This is a genomic window from Amycolatopsis oliviviridis, assembly GCF_014654365.1.
Classification (GTDB): domain Bacteria; phylum Actinomycetota; class Actinomycetes; order Mycobacteriales; family Pseudonocardiaceae; genus Amycolatopsis; species Amycolatopsis oliviviridis.
In genome coordinates this window covers 442,975-456,542 of the sequence record NZ_BNAY01000005.1, presented here as the reverse complement: position 1 = coordinate 456,542, position 13,568 = coordinate 442,975, and the positions used below count along the sequence as shown (strand labels likewise).

13 protein-coding genes are annotated in these 13,568 nt (G+C 70.7%); all 13 read right to left on the bottom strand.

Translation table 11 applies throughout. The annotated features are described in order from the left end of the window. Window positions 1–28: 28 nt before the first annotated feature. Complete coding sequence (gene folK, locus IE302_RS23875) at window positions 29–520, bottom strand: 2-amino-4-hydroxy-6-hydroxymethyldihydropteridine diphosphokinase (RefSeq protein ID WP_191256693.1); 492 nt, start codon at window positions 518–520, stop codon at window positions 29–31. Continuing rightward, entirely contained in the window at window positions 517–876 is a 360-nt protein-coding gene (gene folB, locus IE302_RS23870; RefSeq protein WP_191256692.1) for a dihydroneopterin aldolase, read from the bottom strand. The genes folK and folB overlap by 4 nt, the downstream gene beginning before the upstream one ends. Continuing rightward, window positions 869–1,711, bottom strand: coding sequence for a dihydropteroate synthase (gene folP, locus IE302_RS23865; RefSeq protein WP_191256691.1), 843 nt, complete (start codon window positions 1,709–1,711; stop codon window positions 869–871). The genes folB and folP overlap by 8 nt, the downstream gene beginning before the upstream one ends. Continuing rightward, window positions 1,708–2,322 (bottom strand): GTP cyclohydrolase I FolE, encoded by a 615-nt coding sequence (folE, locus tag IE302_RS23860; protein ID WP_191256690.1) that lies wholly within the window; start codon window positions 2,320–2,322, stop codon window positions 1,708–1,710. The genes folP and folE overlap by 4 nt, the downstream gene beginning before the upstream one ends. After that, window positions 2,291–4,708 carry an ATP-dependent zinc metalloprotease FtsH gene (ftsH, locus tag IE302_RS23855; protein WP_191256689.1) on the bottom strand — a complete coding sequence of 806 codons (2,418 nt, stop codon included), beginning with the start codon at window positions 4,706–4,708 and terminating at the stop codon, window positions 2,291–2,293. Before ftsH ends, folE begins: the two co-directional genes overlap by 32 nt. A 201-nt stretch (window positions 4,709–4,909) precedes the next feature. Beyond that, window positions 4,910–5,743: an ESX secretion-associated protein EspG gene (locus IE302_RS23850; RefSeq protein WP_191256688.1), complete on the bottom strand. Its 834-nt coding sequence runs from the start codon at window positions 5,741–5,743 to the stop codon at window positions 4,910–4,912. A gap of 207 nt (window positions 5,744–5,950) precedes the next feature. Then, window positions 5,951–6,745: an ESX secretion-associated protein EspG gene (locus IE302_RS23845; protein WP_191256687.1), complete on the bottom strand. Its 795-nt coding sequence runs from the start codon at window positions 6,743–6,745 to the stop codon at window positions 5,951–5,953. Window positions 6,746–6,812: 67 nt separating this feature from the next. Beyond that, a complete protein-coding gene (locus IE302_RS23840) occupies window positions 6,813–8,219 on the bottom strand; it encodes a WXG100 family type VII secretion target (protein ID WP_191256686.1) in 1,407 nt (468 codons plus the stop codon). 17 nt (window positions 8,220–8,236) lie between these two features. After that, window positions 8,237–8,602: a hypothetical protein gene (locus tag IE302_RS23835; RefSeq protein WP_038520899.1), complete on the bottom strand. Its 366-nt coding sequence runs from the start codon at window positions 8,600–8,602 to the stop codon at window positions 8,237–8,239. A 144-nt stretch (window positions 8,603–8,746) separates the two neighbouring features. After that, a complete protein-coding gene (gene hpt, locus IE302_RS23830) occupies window positions 8,747–9,310 on the bottom strand; it encodes a hypoxanthine phosphoribosyltransferase (protein ID WP_191256685.1) in 564 nt (187 codons plus the stop codon). 13 nt (window positions 9,311–9,323) lie between these two features. After that, a complete protein-coding gene (gene tilS, locus IE302_RS23825; RefSeq protein ID WP_191256684.1) occupies window positions 9,324–10,307 on the bottom strand; it encodes a tRNA lysidine(34) synthetase TilS in 984 nt (327 codons plus the stop codon). Next, window positions 10,304–11,332, bottom strand: coding sequence for an Rv3626c family coenzyme F420 biosynthesis-associated protein (locus tag IE302_RS23820; protein WP_191256934.1), 1,029 nt, complete (start codon window positions 11,330–11,332; stop codon window positions 10,304–10,306). Before IE302_RS23820 ends, tilS begins: the two co-directional genes overlap by 4 nt. 109 nt (window positions 11,333–11,441) lie before the next feature. Further along, window positions 11,442–13,538 carry a D-alanyl-D-alanine carboxypeptidase/D-alanyl-D-alanine endopeptidase gene (gene dacB, locus IE302_RS23815; protein ID WP_191256683.1) on the bottom strand — a complete coding sequence of 699 codons (2,097 nt, stop codon included), beginning with the start codon at window positions 13,536–13,538 and terminating at the stop codon, window positions 11,442–11,444. Window positions 13,539–13,568 lie beyond the last annotated feature (30 nt).

Genomic DNA, 13,568 nt, shown 5'->3' with positions numbered 1-13,568 from the left:
CCGCATCCAGAGGACGAATTGCGAGGGGTCAGGCGAGGGGGAGGGACGTCAGCCGGACGGAGTCGCGGTCCGAGTCGGGGCGGGCGGCGAGAAGGCCGGCGACAGGACCGTGGCCGGGGAGCACCGCTGCGGGTTCGATCTCCAGCCAGGGGATCAGCACGCTCGCGCGCTCCGGCGTGCCGGGATGGGGAAGCAGCAACTGGGGGTCGTCGGAGCGGACCCCGGCCACGGTCACTATGTCGACATCCAGCGTGCGCGGCCCCCAGCGGACCTCGCGCACGCGTTCCGCGGCCCGCTCGGCCGCCTGCCCGGTGCGCAGCCAGTCCCAGTGGTCGCGCGCCGGGTCGTCGACCAGGACGACGGCGTTGAGGAAGTCCGGCTGATCCTCGACACCCCACGCCTTCGTCTCGTACACCGAAGACACCGCGACGACCGCCGGGCGCACGGCGTCGACGGCGGAGCGCAGGAACGCGAGCCGGTCCCCCAGGTTCGACCCGAGCGAAAGCAGCGCGCGGCTCATCGCTCCCGCCGCACACTCACGGCGACGTCGTCGAAGGTCAGCGGGATCGGCGCGGACGGTTTGTGCACCGTCACCTCGACGGCGGTCAGCCGCTCGTCGTGCAGCACCTCGTCGGCGATCTTCCCGGCGACACTCTCGATGAGGTCGTACGGCTCGCCCGCCACGATCCCGGCGGCGAGTTCGGCGAGTTCGCCGTAGTGCAGCGTCTTGGTCAGGTCGTCGGACGCGGCGGCCGGACCGAGGTCCAGCCACACCACGATGTCGACGACGAACTCCTGCCCGTCGCGCTTCTCGTGGTCGAAGACCCCGTGCCTGCCGAAGACCCTCAAGCCGGTCAACGTGATCCGGTCAGACAACGGGACTCCCCTTCCGCCATGCCGCCGCGACGGTCACGGCGTCGATACTCGCGCCGACCTCGTGCACCCGCACACCCCAGGCGCCTGCCGCGGCGGCGAGCGCGGACACGGCCGCGGTCGCGTTCTCACGACCGTCCGGCGGGGCGGGTTTTCCGTCCTTTCCGGACAGGAGGCGCCCGAGGAACCGTTTGCGCGAGGCGCCGACGAGAACCGGGAAACCCAGTGACAGAAAGGAATCCAGACCGTTCAGCAGCGCCCAGTCATGCTCGGCGTTCTTCGCGAACCCGAGCCCGGGGTCGAGCACGATCGCACCGGCGTCGACACCGGCGGCGATCGCCTCGTCCACTCGGGACAGCAGCTCGGCGCGCACGTCGGCGACGACGTCCTCATAGGACGCCAGCGCGTTCATGTCCTTGCTGTGCCCGCGCCAGTGCATCAGCACATACGGCACCCCGGTCTCGGCGGCGACCTTCGCCATGTTCGGATCGGCCAGCCCACCGGAGACGTCGTTGATCACGGACGCGCCCGCCTCGACCGCCGCGAGCGCGACCTCGGCCCGTGTGGTGTCCACCGACATCGCGACACCGTCGGCGGCGAGCGAGCGGATCACCGGCATGATCCGGGAATTCTCGGTTTCGGCGTCCACCCGGGACGCTCCCGGCCGCGTCGACTCCCCGCCGACGTCGATCAGGTCCGCGCCACGCGCCCACATCTCGTGCGCGTGCTCCAGCGCCTGCTCGACGCCCAGGTAGCGGCCACCGTCCGAAAAGGAATCGGGCGTGACGTTGAGGATGCCCATTACCGCGCACCGGCCGGGCCGGGGCAGGGCGGTCATCGGCGCCCCTTGATCAGGTCCAGCGCCTCCGCCCGCGAGGACGCCGAAGACTGCAACAGCCCGCGCACGGCCGACGTCGTCGTCCGGGCGCCGGGTTTGCGGATGCCGCGCATGGCCATGCAGAGATGCTCGGCCTCGACCACGACGATCGCGCCGCGGGGCGCGAGCTTGCGCATGAGCGCGTCGGCGACCTGGGAGGTGAGGCGCTCCTGGACCTGCGGGCGCTTGGCGTAGAGGTCGACGAGGCGGGCCAGTTTGGACAGGCCGGTGACCTTGCCGTGCTCATTGGGGATGTAGCCGATGTGAGCGACGCCGTGGAATGAGAGCAAATGGTGTTCACAGGTGCTGAACATCGGGATGTCCGTCACGAGGACGAGTTCTTCGTGCGCCTCGTCGAACGTGCGGTCCAGGACGTGGTCCGGTTCGGTGTAGAGCCCGGCGAACATTTCCCGGTAAGCGCGAGCGACCCGGGCCGGGGTCTCCAAGAGACCGTCCCGGTCCGGGTCCTCACCACAGGCGAGCAGGAGTTCGCGTACGGCTTTCTCGGCCCGATCCTGGTCGAAGACCGGGCTTTCGCCGTTAACGCTTGGTGTCGTCCTGTCCGTCGTCACGCCGTTGCTGTCCTTCGTCCTGCTGACCGCCGGGCTGGTCAGGGAACCAGCCGTCACGCGGGCGGTCTTCGGCGGGACGCCAGGGCTGGTTCGGCTGGCCGCCCGGCTGCGTCGCCGGGGTCCATCCGGGAGGAGCCCCGTAGTTCGGCGGGCCGCCGACGGGCCCACCCTGGTAACCACCTGCCGGACCACCCGGCTGCTGCCCACCATATGCCTGGGGCCAGTGGCCGGTGCCGTTCGGCCCACCGTTCGGGCGGCCACCGTTGGGGTAGGCGCCCGGCTGCGGCGGAGCGTACGGGTTCGCGTTCGGGTCCGGCGGCGGGACCGGGGCCGCGTACGGCGGGCCACCGGGAAGGTCGCCGCCACCCTGCGCGGTGCCGACCGGGGTCGGCGCCGGCTGCAGGACCGGCTGCTCCTTCTTCTCCTCCGGCGGCGGCCACGGCTCGCCGCGCTCCATCGCCAGCTCGCCGGGGGTCTTGATCGGCGGCTTGTCGGACGGCTTCCGGTCACCGAACTCGTTGAAGATGGTGATGTGCGGGCGCTTCTCGACGGTCGCGAAGATCCGTTCGAGGTCCTTGCGGGTCAGCGTCTCCTTTTCGAGGAGCTCGATGACCAGCTCGTCCAGCACGTCGCGGTAGGTGCTCAGCACGTGCCACGCCTCGGTGTGCGCGGTCTCGATGAGCTTGCGCACCTCCTCGTCGATCTCGTGCGCGACTTCCAGCGAGTAGTCCGCCTGGCGGCCGGCCGAGCGGCCGAGGAACGGGTCGCCCTGCTCCTGGCCGTACTTGACCGCGCCGAGCCGGGCGCTCATGCCGTATTCGGTGACCATCGCGCGGGCGATCTTGGTCGCCTGCTCGATGTCGGAGGAGGCACCGGTGGTGGGCTCGTGGAAGACGAGCTCCTCAGCGGTGCGGCCGCCCATCGCGAAGACCAGGCGCCCGATCATCTCCGAGCGGGTCATCAACTCCTTGTCGTCCTCCGGGACGAGCAGGGCGTGACCGCCGGTGCGCCCGCGCGGCAGGATCGTCAGCTTGTAGACCGGTTCGATGTCCGGCATCGCCCACGCGGCGAGCGCGTGCCCGCCCTCGTGGTAGGCCGTGATCTTCTTCTCCTTCTCGGAGATGATCCGGCTCTTGCGGGCGGGGCCGCCGACGACGCGGTCGACCGACTCCTCCAGCGCGGCGTCGGTGATGACGTGCCCGTTCTGGCGGGCGGTGAGCAGCGCGGCCTCGTTGAGCACGTTCGCCAGGTCGGCGCCGGACATGCCGACGGTCCGCTTGGCGAGGCTGCTCAGGTCGGTGCCCTGCGCGATCGGCTTGCCCTTGGCGTGCACCTCGAGGATCGCCTTGCGGCCGCGCATGTCCGGTGCGGACACCGGGATCTGGCGGTCGAACCGGCCGGGGCGCAGGAGCGCCGGGTCGAGGATGTCGGGACGGTTGGTCGCGGCGATCAGGATGATGCCGCCGCGCGCGTCGAAGCCGTCCATCTCGACGAGGAGCTGGTTCAGCGTCTGCTCACGTTCGTCGTGGCCGCCGCCGAGGCCGGCGCCGCGCTGGCGGCCGACCGCGTCGATCTCGTCGACGAAGATGATGCAGGGCGCGTTCTGCTTGGCCTGCTCGAACAGGTCGCGGACTCGCGAGGCGCCGACACCGACGAACATCTCGACGAAGTCGGAACCGGAGATCGTGTAGAACGGCACGCCCGCCTCGCCTGCGACGGCTCGCGCGAGCAGCGTCTTACCGGTACCGGGCGGCCCGTAGAGCAGCACGCCCTTGGGGATCTTCGCGCCGAGTGCCTGGTAGCGCGCCGGGTTCTGCAGGAAGTCCTTGATCTCGTACAGCTCTTCGACGGCCTCGTCGGCGCCCGCGACGTCCCCGAAGGTCGTCTTGGGCATGTCCTTGTTGAGCTGCTTGGCCTTCGACTTGCCGAAGTTGAGGACCCGGTTCCCGCCGCCCTGGGCGTTGTTCATCATCCACATCAGCAGGCCCAGCACCAGCGCCAGCGGAATGGCGAAGATCAGGATCTGGGTGAGGACGTTCTGCTGGGTGACCTTGGTGGTGAACTTGACCGGGTTGTCACCGCTCTTGAGGCCGATGAGCTGGTTGTAGATGGTGCCCGCGACGTTCGCCGGGTACTGCGCGATGACCTGGTCGACCTGCTGGCCGTCGACCTCGATCTTCTTGTTGAGCAGCAGCTTGATCTGCTGTTCCTTGTCCTCTTGCGAGGCTTCCTTGACGTTGTTCGCGGTGATCTGCTGGTTCGCGACCGAGATCGGCACCTGGGTATAGCCACGATCACTGTCGAAGATCGTGTTGTATGCGAGAAACGCCAGTACCGCCGCGAGAATCCAGAGCACTGGGTTCCTGAGCACGCTCTTCCGGTTCATACGACTCGGCCCTGGTGGCCTCGACCCTTCCTGGTTGGGCGGCTCCTGTGATACCCGCCATCACGATCTTGACGACCCATGGTGCTCCGACACCCGCCCCTCAGGATACCGCCCGCCTGGACGGACGAGGGTGGTGAGCCTCTCGGACGTCAACGGCGGACGCCGTGCGAGGGTTCCCGGAGCGTGAACGCGACGGCCACCCTAACGTGTGTCGACCGCCACACCGGCGGCCATTTCGCCCAGGCGCATGCGGAGTGTCTTGACGTCGGCGGGTGAGACGGTGACCCATTCGCGTCCGTCCGGACCGGCCTGTGACGTGCTGAGGTAGCGGCCGCTGGCGGTGTCGAACCAGCCGAGGACACGGGACCGCTGCTTGGCGCCCACGTGGGAGCGGCTGTTCGCGGCGAGCTGACCGCCACGCAGCCGCGGCTGGCCGGTGAGCTTGCCGAACGCCTCGCGCGGGTCCGCGGTGATGCGTTCACTGAGTGAGACGCGGGACTTCTCCTTGCGACGCGTCTTCGCCGCTTCGGGCTCCTCGGCCTGCTTCGTCGGGTTGATCGCGCCGCGGATCGGCTCGGTGCGGCGGGCGTCGTCGATCGGCAGCGTGATGGACGCCTCCGAGCCGCGCTGCCCCGGGGGCAGCAGGTCGACGACCGCCGTCGGGAGCCCGTCGGCGGGTGCCTCGCGCAGCCAGATCCCGGACTGGTCCTGGATGGCGATCACCCCGTCGCGGCCGTCGGTGGCGCCGAGCACGGCGATGGTCGGGGCCTGGAACTCGGGGATGTGCAGCGCGTCGATGGTCAGTGAGCCGCGGGCGAGGAGATACAGCCAGTCCTCGATCCTCCGCTCCAGCCTTCCCCTGCCGTCGCGGAGGCCGCGGGCCTGGAGTTCGCCGTCGACGCGCTGGCGCAGCGCCCGGCGCTCGAGTTCGGTCGCGCCGTGCGAGCGCACGCGCAGCGGGTACGGCAGGTCGCCGAGCTCGGCGGACTCCCAGAGGAAGTCGAACGCCAGCGGCGTGAAATGTTCCTGGTGCATTGCTTCGTGCCCTCCCGGCACCTTGGCTTCTGGACCTCGGGACGCCCAGGTGGTTCACGATAGCGAAGGGGTACGACAGTCGTCGGCCGGATGCGGTAAGTGTCCGTTTCAGCCTCGGGCGAAAACGCAATGAAGGGGCCTTTCATCGCAAATTTTGCGATGAAAGGCCCCTTCATTGCACGCGTGCGCGGGGCGTACGGGAGGAGATCAGCGTGCGAGCGAGGCCTCGGAGGCGATCTTCCCCAGCATCTCCGTGAGCCGGTGCCGTAGCGTCGCCGGATCGGCGGGCGCGATGGTGATCCAGTCCCGGCCGTCGGAGCCGCGGGTGGCCTGGGTGAAGTACCGGCCGGACTGCGTGTCGAACCAGCTCAGCACCGAAGACCGGCTCCGCGTGCCGTGCTTGCTGCGCGCGTTGGCGCCGAACTGGCCACCACGAAGCCGCGGCTGCGCCTGGAGCCGCGAAAGGGCTTTGCGGTCCTCGTCGGACGTCGCCGAGCCGTCGACCTGCGGCTGGCGACGCTGGAGGAAGTCCGCGCCCGAGGCGCCGACGAGCCCGTCCAGCGGGAGGGTGATCGACTTCTCCGTGCCGCGCGAACCCGGCGGCAGGAGGGAGACGATCGCGCTCGCGAGGCCGTCCGGGGCGATCGGGTGGAAGTGGAAACCGCGCTGGTCCTGCACCGTCAGGAGGCCTTGGCCGCCGAGCAGCGACGCGACCGCGAGCAGCGGTTCGGTGTTGGGGTTGTTGAGCTGGACGCAGTCCAGGCTCAGCTCCGGCAGCGCGAGAACGCCGAAGTAGTCCTCGATATGGGGTTCGGGGCGCCCGCGTTCGTCGGCGAGACGACGCTGGTTCAGCGACTGGAGCGTCTGCGTGCGCAGCGCGCCGCGCTCGTCCATGGTCGCCCCGTGCGAGCGGAGCCGCAGCGGATACGGCAGCTCGCCGGCGTTCGCGCTCTCCCACAGGAAGTCCAGCTCGACCGCGGTGAGCAGCTCACCGTTCGCCATACAAACCCCCCAAACAAGTCAGCGGGCGCGCGGCCGGTGTTCGGCCGCGCGCCCGGTGAAAACCGCTCTAGCGATCGTCGTCTTCGGTCCAGGCACCGATGACCGGCGGCGGGGTCGCCTCGTTGGCGCCGAAGGCGTCGTCCGGGTCCGGCTCGATGAGGAACGACGCGTGCGTGTGCTCCTCTTCCTGCTCGGCCTGCGCGCCGTGGGCACCCATGCCCATGCCGCCGCCCATGCCCTGCATCGGCGGGGTGGGGCCGCCGCCGATGGTGCCGCTGGAGGACACGATGCCCTGCTGCGGCACGGCCTGGGACGCGGCGCTCTGCGCGGGCGCGGCGTTGTCCGTCGCCGCGGCGTCGGTGCTGTCGGTGTCCTTGGCGCCGGACTTGTTGCCCGCGCCGAGCGCCTTGGCACCGGCGTAGCCGAGGCCGCCGCCGAGACCGGCCGCGGTGAGGGCCTGGCCGAGCCCGTTGCCGCCGCCTGCCGCCGGGGCCTGCGGGGCGATCGGGGCACCGGCGCCGGACGCGACACCGGCACCCGGCGCGACACCCGAAGCCGGGACGTTCCCGGTGGCGGGGTTGTAGCCGGCCTGCGAGAACACGCCCGAGTCCGGACCGGCGTGGATCGGAGCGCCCGTGGGGCTGCCCTGCGCGCCGCCGTAGCCGTGCGTGCCGGCGAGGACCGGGGTGCCGGAGACCGCGCCGGAGTTGATGCCTCCGCCGCCGACGTTGCCGACGCCGCTGAAGCCGACGCTGTTGTGCGTGGCCGTCGGCTTCATGCCGAGGGATTCGGGGCCGAAGCTCGGGGTCGAGCTGTCGACCTCGCTCATCTCCTTGGTGTAGGCCTCCAGGAACCTGGCCTGCTCCGCCCGCACTTCCTTGTCCTGGTCGGCGAGGGGCTTCTGGTCGGTGATCATGCCGACCGGGCCAGCGGCGAGGGCCTGGCCCATCGCGCCTTCAGGGGTGTAGTTGGTCGGCTTCGGCATCAGCTTGACCTTGGTGGCCGCGTCGGCCTGCTTCTGCAGCCTGTCCGCCATCGTGCTCGCGGCCTCGGAGGCCTGCGAACCCGAGTTCGCGATGGCCACCAGCGAACCCTGGGCGCTCGCCGCGCCCTGGCCGATCCAGGCGGCGCCCAGTTCGGAGATCGCGTTGTAGAGGTCGTTCGACGCGTGGCTCAGCTTGCTGCTGTGCGAGGTCCACGACTGGCCGATCGCCGTCGCGGTGCTGGGGTCGTTGCCGATGTTGGCCTGGTTCCACAGGTCCTGGCTGCTCGGCGCGCTCTCCCAGTTCGGCGGGTTCGTGATGGCGCGGTCGGCGCCGATGTCGAAGCCGTCCGAACGTCCGCGGGCGCTCGAAACGATGCTCGCGGCCTGCGAGTTGTCGCCGAGCTGGACCGGGGCGCCGCCGCTGCTCTGCCCCGGCGTGCTGCTGGTGTTGCTCTCGCCGTAAGAGTCGGCGCTGTGCTTCGGTGGCATGGCTTTCTGACTCCCCCTCAGACGTTCCGGAACGGCTCGGCCGCGGCCTGGTCGATCTCGTGGTACCGGGCCATCGCGGTGACGATGCCGGACTCGGCCGCCTCGTACTGCTGGTAAAGGTTCTGGAGGGCGGCGGTGTACGAGTCACCACCGCCGTCGGCGCGGTTCGCGACCTTCGCGGCGATGGCGTTGCCGACCGGGTTGTTGCCCAGCTTCGGCGCCTGCCCGAGGTCACCGGCACTGTGGAGCAGCGCCTCGACGGCGTCCTTGCCGGTCCGGATCTTGTTCAGTGCGGTCTGGGCCGCGTCCGGGTCGATCCCGACCTGGCCCTGGGCCGCGGCGTTCTTGAACGCGTTCGCGTCCGCCAAGCTGCTGTTCCCCATCTGAGCTCTCTCCGTTTCCCCCGGGCCAGGCCACGACGGATTCGTGGCAAAGGTCTTCGCATAGGTTAACGCACCTGATCGCAGCCTATGACGCGTTCACCGCGCTCAGGGTTCCGCATTCCGCCAGGATCGGGCAAGCGGTTCTCAGGACGTGTAGACGTGCGGGTCCAGGGTGCCGATGTAAGGCAGGTCCCGGTAACGCTCCGCGTAGTCCAGGCCGTATCCGACTACGAATTCGTTGGGAATGTCGAACCCGATGTACTTGACCGGTACATCGACCTTGACCGCCTCCGGCTTGCGCAGGAGCGAGACGACCTCGAGCGAGGCCGGGTTCCGGCTCGCCAGGTTCTTCAGCAGCCAGGACAGCGTGAGCCCGGAGTCGACGATGTCCTCGACGATCAGGACGTCGCGGCCGGCGATGTCACGGTCGAGGTCCTTGAGGATCCGCACCACGCCGGACGACGACGTCGCCGAGCCGTAGGACGAGACCGCCATGAACTCGAGCTGGGACGGGAGAGGGAGCGCCCTGGCGAAGTCCGTCATGAACATCACCGCGCCCTTGAGCACGCCGACGAGCAGGAGATCCCCCTGCCCGGAGCCGGGGCCGTCGGCCGGGTAGTCCGCGGCGACCTTGGCGGCCAGCTCGGCGATCTTTTCGTTGATCTGCTGCTCGGTGACGAGCACGGAGGCGATCTCGCCTTCGTACACGGGACGTTCCCCTCTAGGTGGTGGACTGGGGTGCTTCGAGGAAGAGCCTGCCATGCGCCCGCGCGGCCACCAAGTCGCCGGGTAGCCAGACGCCCCCCTGACCGCGCCAGTTGCCCACCAGCGCGTCGACCGAACGCAGGTGGGCGTCGGTGAGTTCGCGGGCCCCGGAGTCCAGCAGCCACCTGCGGAGGACACGCCGCCGCAGCGCGGGCGGTTCGGTGGCGAGCACCGCGACGTCGAGCCCTTCCTCGGTGAAGGCGCGCAGGTAGACCTCGCCCGCGAGTGTGTCCAACGCCTCGCTGTCCTCGCGCAGTTGCGCGGCCGTGCGGGCGAGCGAAGCCGCGACACCGCCGGCCAGCACGTCCTCCAGAAGGGGCAGTACTTCCGTTCTTAACCGGACACGGGTGAACCGCGGGTCCTCGTTGTGCGGGTCCTGCCACGGGTCGACGCCGAGCGCCCGGCAGGCCTGCCGGGTGGTGGCGCGGGTGACGCCGAGCAGCGGCCGTCCCCACGGCGGGTCGTGCGGCCGCATCCCGGCCAGCGAACGCGGTCCCGAACCCCGGCCGAGGCCGAGCAGGACGGTTTCGGCCTGGTCGTCGAGGGTGTGGCCGAGCAGGACGAGGCCGTGCCCGCCGGGCCCCATGTCGAGCGCCGAACGCAAGGCGCCGTACCGGGCCCGGCGGGCCGCGGCTTCCGGTCCGCCCGCGCCCTCGACCCGCACTTTGAGGACTTCGGCGGTGTGGACGCCGAGCTCTCGTGCCGTGTCCGCGGCCCGGGCGGCGGTTTCGGCGGAACCGTCCTGGAGACCGTGGTCGACGACGAGCGCCCGCACCGTCAGTCCCGCGCGGGTGCCGGTGAACGCGGCCGCTTCGGCCAGCGCGAGCGAATCCGCGCCGCCGGAGACGGCGACGCACAGTTCTTCGACGGCACCCGCCGACGTCAGGAAGTCCCGCACGGCCGTCCGCACGGCCGCGATCGCCGGATCCGGTCCGCTCACCCGTGCAGGCGCCGCACCCAGGCCGCCGGATCGGTGATCTCGGCGCGGGTCGGCAGCGTGTTCGGCGACGTCCAGACGGCGTTGAAACCGTCCATGCCGACGGCCTCGACGACGTGCTTGGTGAACTTCGCGCCCTGCTCGTACTGGCGCATCTTCGCGTCGACGCCGAGCAGGCTGCGCAGCACGCGGTCGATCAGCCCGCCGCCCTTGCGCCGGGCGGTGAACCGCGACCGGATCAGCTCGACACTCGGCACGACCCGCGGCCCGACGGCGTCCATCACGAAGTCCGCGTGCCCCTCCAGCAGTGTGGAGAGGGCGAGCAGCCGGTCGAACACCGCGCGTTCGCCCGGCGACTGGAGGAGTTCGGCGAGACCGGCGCCGCCCGCCTTGCCCTTGCCGATCTGCTTGATGGTGTCCGGGAGGCGGCCGACCAGATCGCTCAGCCCGTCCGCGTCCCGGCCGGCGAGGCCGCCGATCAGGCGCTCGACCTCGTCGGCGAAGTAGTCGCGCAGCCAGGTGACCGCGGTGAACTGCAGCCGGTGGGTGCATTCGTGCAGGCAGACCCACAGCCGGAAGTCGTGCCCCGGCACGTCCATCGCACGCTCGGCGGCGACCACGTTCGGCGCGACGAGCACGAGCTGCCCTTGGCGTTCCGGCCCACCGAACGGGTCGTACTGGCCGAGGACGCGGGAAGCCAGGAAAGCGAGCACCAGACCGGTCTGGACACCGGCGCCGCCGGCCAGCACGGGCGCCAGCGGGCCGCCTTGGGCCTCGGGCAGCGCGCGGCCGGTGAGCGCGTCGAGTCCCGCGGCGGCCGAGCGGACCCAGCCGGGCCTGTCGACGACTTCGGCGGGCAGCATCGGCAGGTCGAGGCCGAGCCCGGTCAGCTCGCGGACGTGCCCCTCGGCCTCGCTGGTCAGTTCGCGTAATTCGGCGACGGCTTCATCGGCCTCTCCGCGGTCGACGACCGGACCGCCGCGCACCAGGAGCGCGCCCGTCGAGGCGGCCAGGGACCAGTCGACCATCGAACGTGTCTTGGTCGGCGTTTCCTCAGTCACTCTTATGACGCTACCCGCTGGAAGGCCGGATTCCGCCCTGACTTCCTCACGCTCCGGTTCCGGTCGCTCACCGGAATCAGCGACAGCCGCACTTGTGCAGGGTCGCCGCGACGACGTCGAGCGCGGCCCTGCCCTTGTTCTGGTCCGAACCGGACGACATCAGCGCGAACACCAGCATCCGGCCGTCGGTGTCCAGCACCACGCCCGCCAGGGTGTTCACGCCCGACAGCGTGCCGGTCTTGCCGCGCACCCAGCCGCGGCCCGCCGACGAAGCCGGGTCGCCGTAGCGCTTTTCGAGCGTTCCGCTGCCGCCCGCGACGGGAAGACCCGCCAGCAGGGGCCGCAGTTTGGCCGTCCGCGGATCCTTGCCGTCCGGCGCCGCCGCGACCGCGAGGATCTCGCTGAGCACCTTGGCCGGGATCTTGTTCTGGTCGGACAGCCCGCTGCCGTCGTTGATCTGGACGCCGGTCAGGTCGAACCCGGCCTCCTTGAGCACGTTCATCGTCGCGGTCGCGCCGCCGACGAAGGACGCTTCGGCACCCTTCGCGAGCGCGAGCTGGCGGGCGAGGACGTCGGCCATCAGGTTGTCCGAAAGCTGCAGCAGCGAGTTGGCGAACTCGGTGAGCGGCTGCGACTTGACCTCGCCGAGCACCTTCGCGCCCTTCGGCGCCGTCGTCGTCCCGCCTGCCTGGGCTTCGAGCTTCCCGGCGATCTTCTGGGTCAGCGCCGCGGCGGGGTTCGCGACGCGGGGCGCGTGGTCGTTCTTCGGGTCGTTGCGGCCGCCGTCGGCCATCACCGGGAGGACCGGCGCCATGTAGGTGTTCCCGGCGGCGGTGTCCTCCGGGTCCCAGCCCTTCGCGGACGTCGGGCCCTTGAACAGGCTGATGTCCAGCTGGACCTTGGTGATCTTGCCGCCGCTCGCCTTCTTGACCTGGGCGACGAGGTCGTCGACGTGGGCGGCTCCCGGGTACAGCGGCGAGTCGGTGCCCAGCGGCAGCGAGGTCAGCGAGGGGTCGCCGCCCGCGACGAGGATGGCCGTGCCGGGATCGGCGCCCTGGACGACCTTCGTGGAGAACTGCGTCCCGTGGTCCATGGACAGCAGCGCGGCCGCCACGACGAGGATCTTCGTGGTCGAGGCCGGGGTCAGCGGGGTGCCGGAGTTCTTGTCCCAGAGGACGTCACCGGTCGACGCGTCCACCACGGTGCCGGTGAGCGTGCCGAGGTCCGGGGCGCTGGCGGGGCCGGACAGGGCGGCCGCGAGACCCTCCTTCGTCGGCCCGGCGCCGTTGATGTCCGGCCCGTGCAGGACGCGGGTGACACCGGCGGGCTTGGGGATCTCACCCTTCGGCGCGTTCGGCGCCCAGGGCAGGCCGAGCCGGTTCGACACCTTCGGCATCGCGGCGGCGCCGCCCATCCCGGCCAGCAGCAGGACGACGACCAGGGTCGTGATCAGCAGGGCCTTGCGCTTGCCCTTCGGTTTCGGCGCGGGCGCTGCCGGGGCCTCGGCGGCCGGGGGTTCCTGGGACGGCGGCTCGGGCCGCTGGATGCCGACGGTGGCTTCGGAATCGAAGCGCTCTTCGGCGGGCTCGATGCGGACCGGGCGCGCGTGCATGGTCGCGGACGGGACCTGCGCGGGAGGCGGCGGCTCGACCCGGTTCTGCTCGGGACGGCGCGGCTGCTCCCGCGGCGGTTCCTGAAGCTGCGGTTCCGGCCACTGTGGTTCGGACGCCGGTGGTTCGGGCGCCGGTGGTTCGGGCGATGGCTCGGGTCTGGCCAGTTCGTGCTCACGCGTCGGCGTGGCGGCGCCGCGGTCGAACTGATCCCAATCCGGTTCGTCCGTTTGCTTCGGCTGGACGGGCTGGACGAAGACGGTCTTCGGCGCTTCGGGCTCCGGCTCGGCGGACTCGACCGGTGTCGCCGGTTCGAAGGCGGACCACTTCGGCGTGGGGGTGTCCGGGACGTCCGGTTCTTCCTCGACTTCGACGACGGGCTGGAACCACGAACCACTTTCGGGTGTGACCTTCGGCACTGCCAGCTCTTCGGTCTTGCCGTTCGCCAGTCCCGACATGGGCAGCCAGACGGTGGCCTCGCTCGCCCCCTTGGTGCCCTTGGGCTCGGCGGATGAGGTGTCCCTGTCGTCCGACGGCCACGTCGGGACATCGTTTTCCGGCACGTAACGCTCCTTCATCCACCGTCCGGGGAA

Excerpts from the sequence above, each read along its gene's own strand:
- folP (WP_191256691.1), bottom strand. The coding sequence starts at position 1,711 with ATGACCGCCCTGCCCCGGCCCGGCCGGTGCGCGGTAATGGGCATCCTC.
- folK (WP_191256693.1), bottom strand. The coding sequence starts at position 520 with ATGAGCCGCGCGCTGCTTTCGCTCGGGTCGAACCTGGGGGACCGGCTC.
- IE302_RS23835 (WP_038520899.1), bottom strand. The coding sequence starts at position 8,602 with ATGGGGAACAGCAGCTTGGCGGACGCGAACGCGTTCAAGAACGCCGCG.
- IE302_RS23845 (WP_191256687.1), bottom strand. The coding sequence starts at position 6,745 with ATGGCGAACGGTGAGCTGCTCACCGCGGTCGAGCTGGACTTCCTGTGG.
- IE302_RS23850 (WP_191256688.1), bottom strand. The coding sequence starts at position 5,743 with ATGCACCAGGAACATTTCACGCCGCTGGCGTTCGACTTCCTCTGGGAG.
- IE302_RS23840 (WP_191256686.1), bottom strand. The coding sequence starts at position 8,219 with ATGCCACCGAAGCACAGCGCCGACTCTTACGGCGAGAGCAACACCAGC.
- IE302_RS23820 (WP_191256934.1), bottom strand. The coding sequence starts at position 11,332 with ATGGTCGACTGGTCCCTGGCCGCCTCGACGGGCGCGCTCCTGGTGCGC.
- ftsH (WP_191256689.1), bottom strand. The coding sequence starts at position 4,708 with ATGAACCGGAAGAGCGTGCTCAGGAACCCAGTGCTCTGGATTCTCGCG.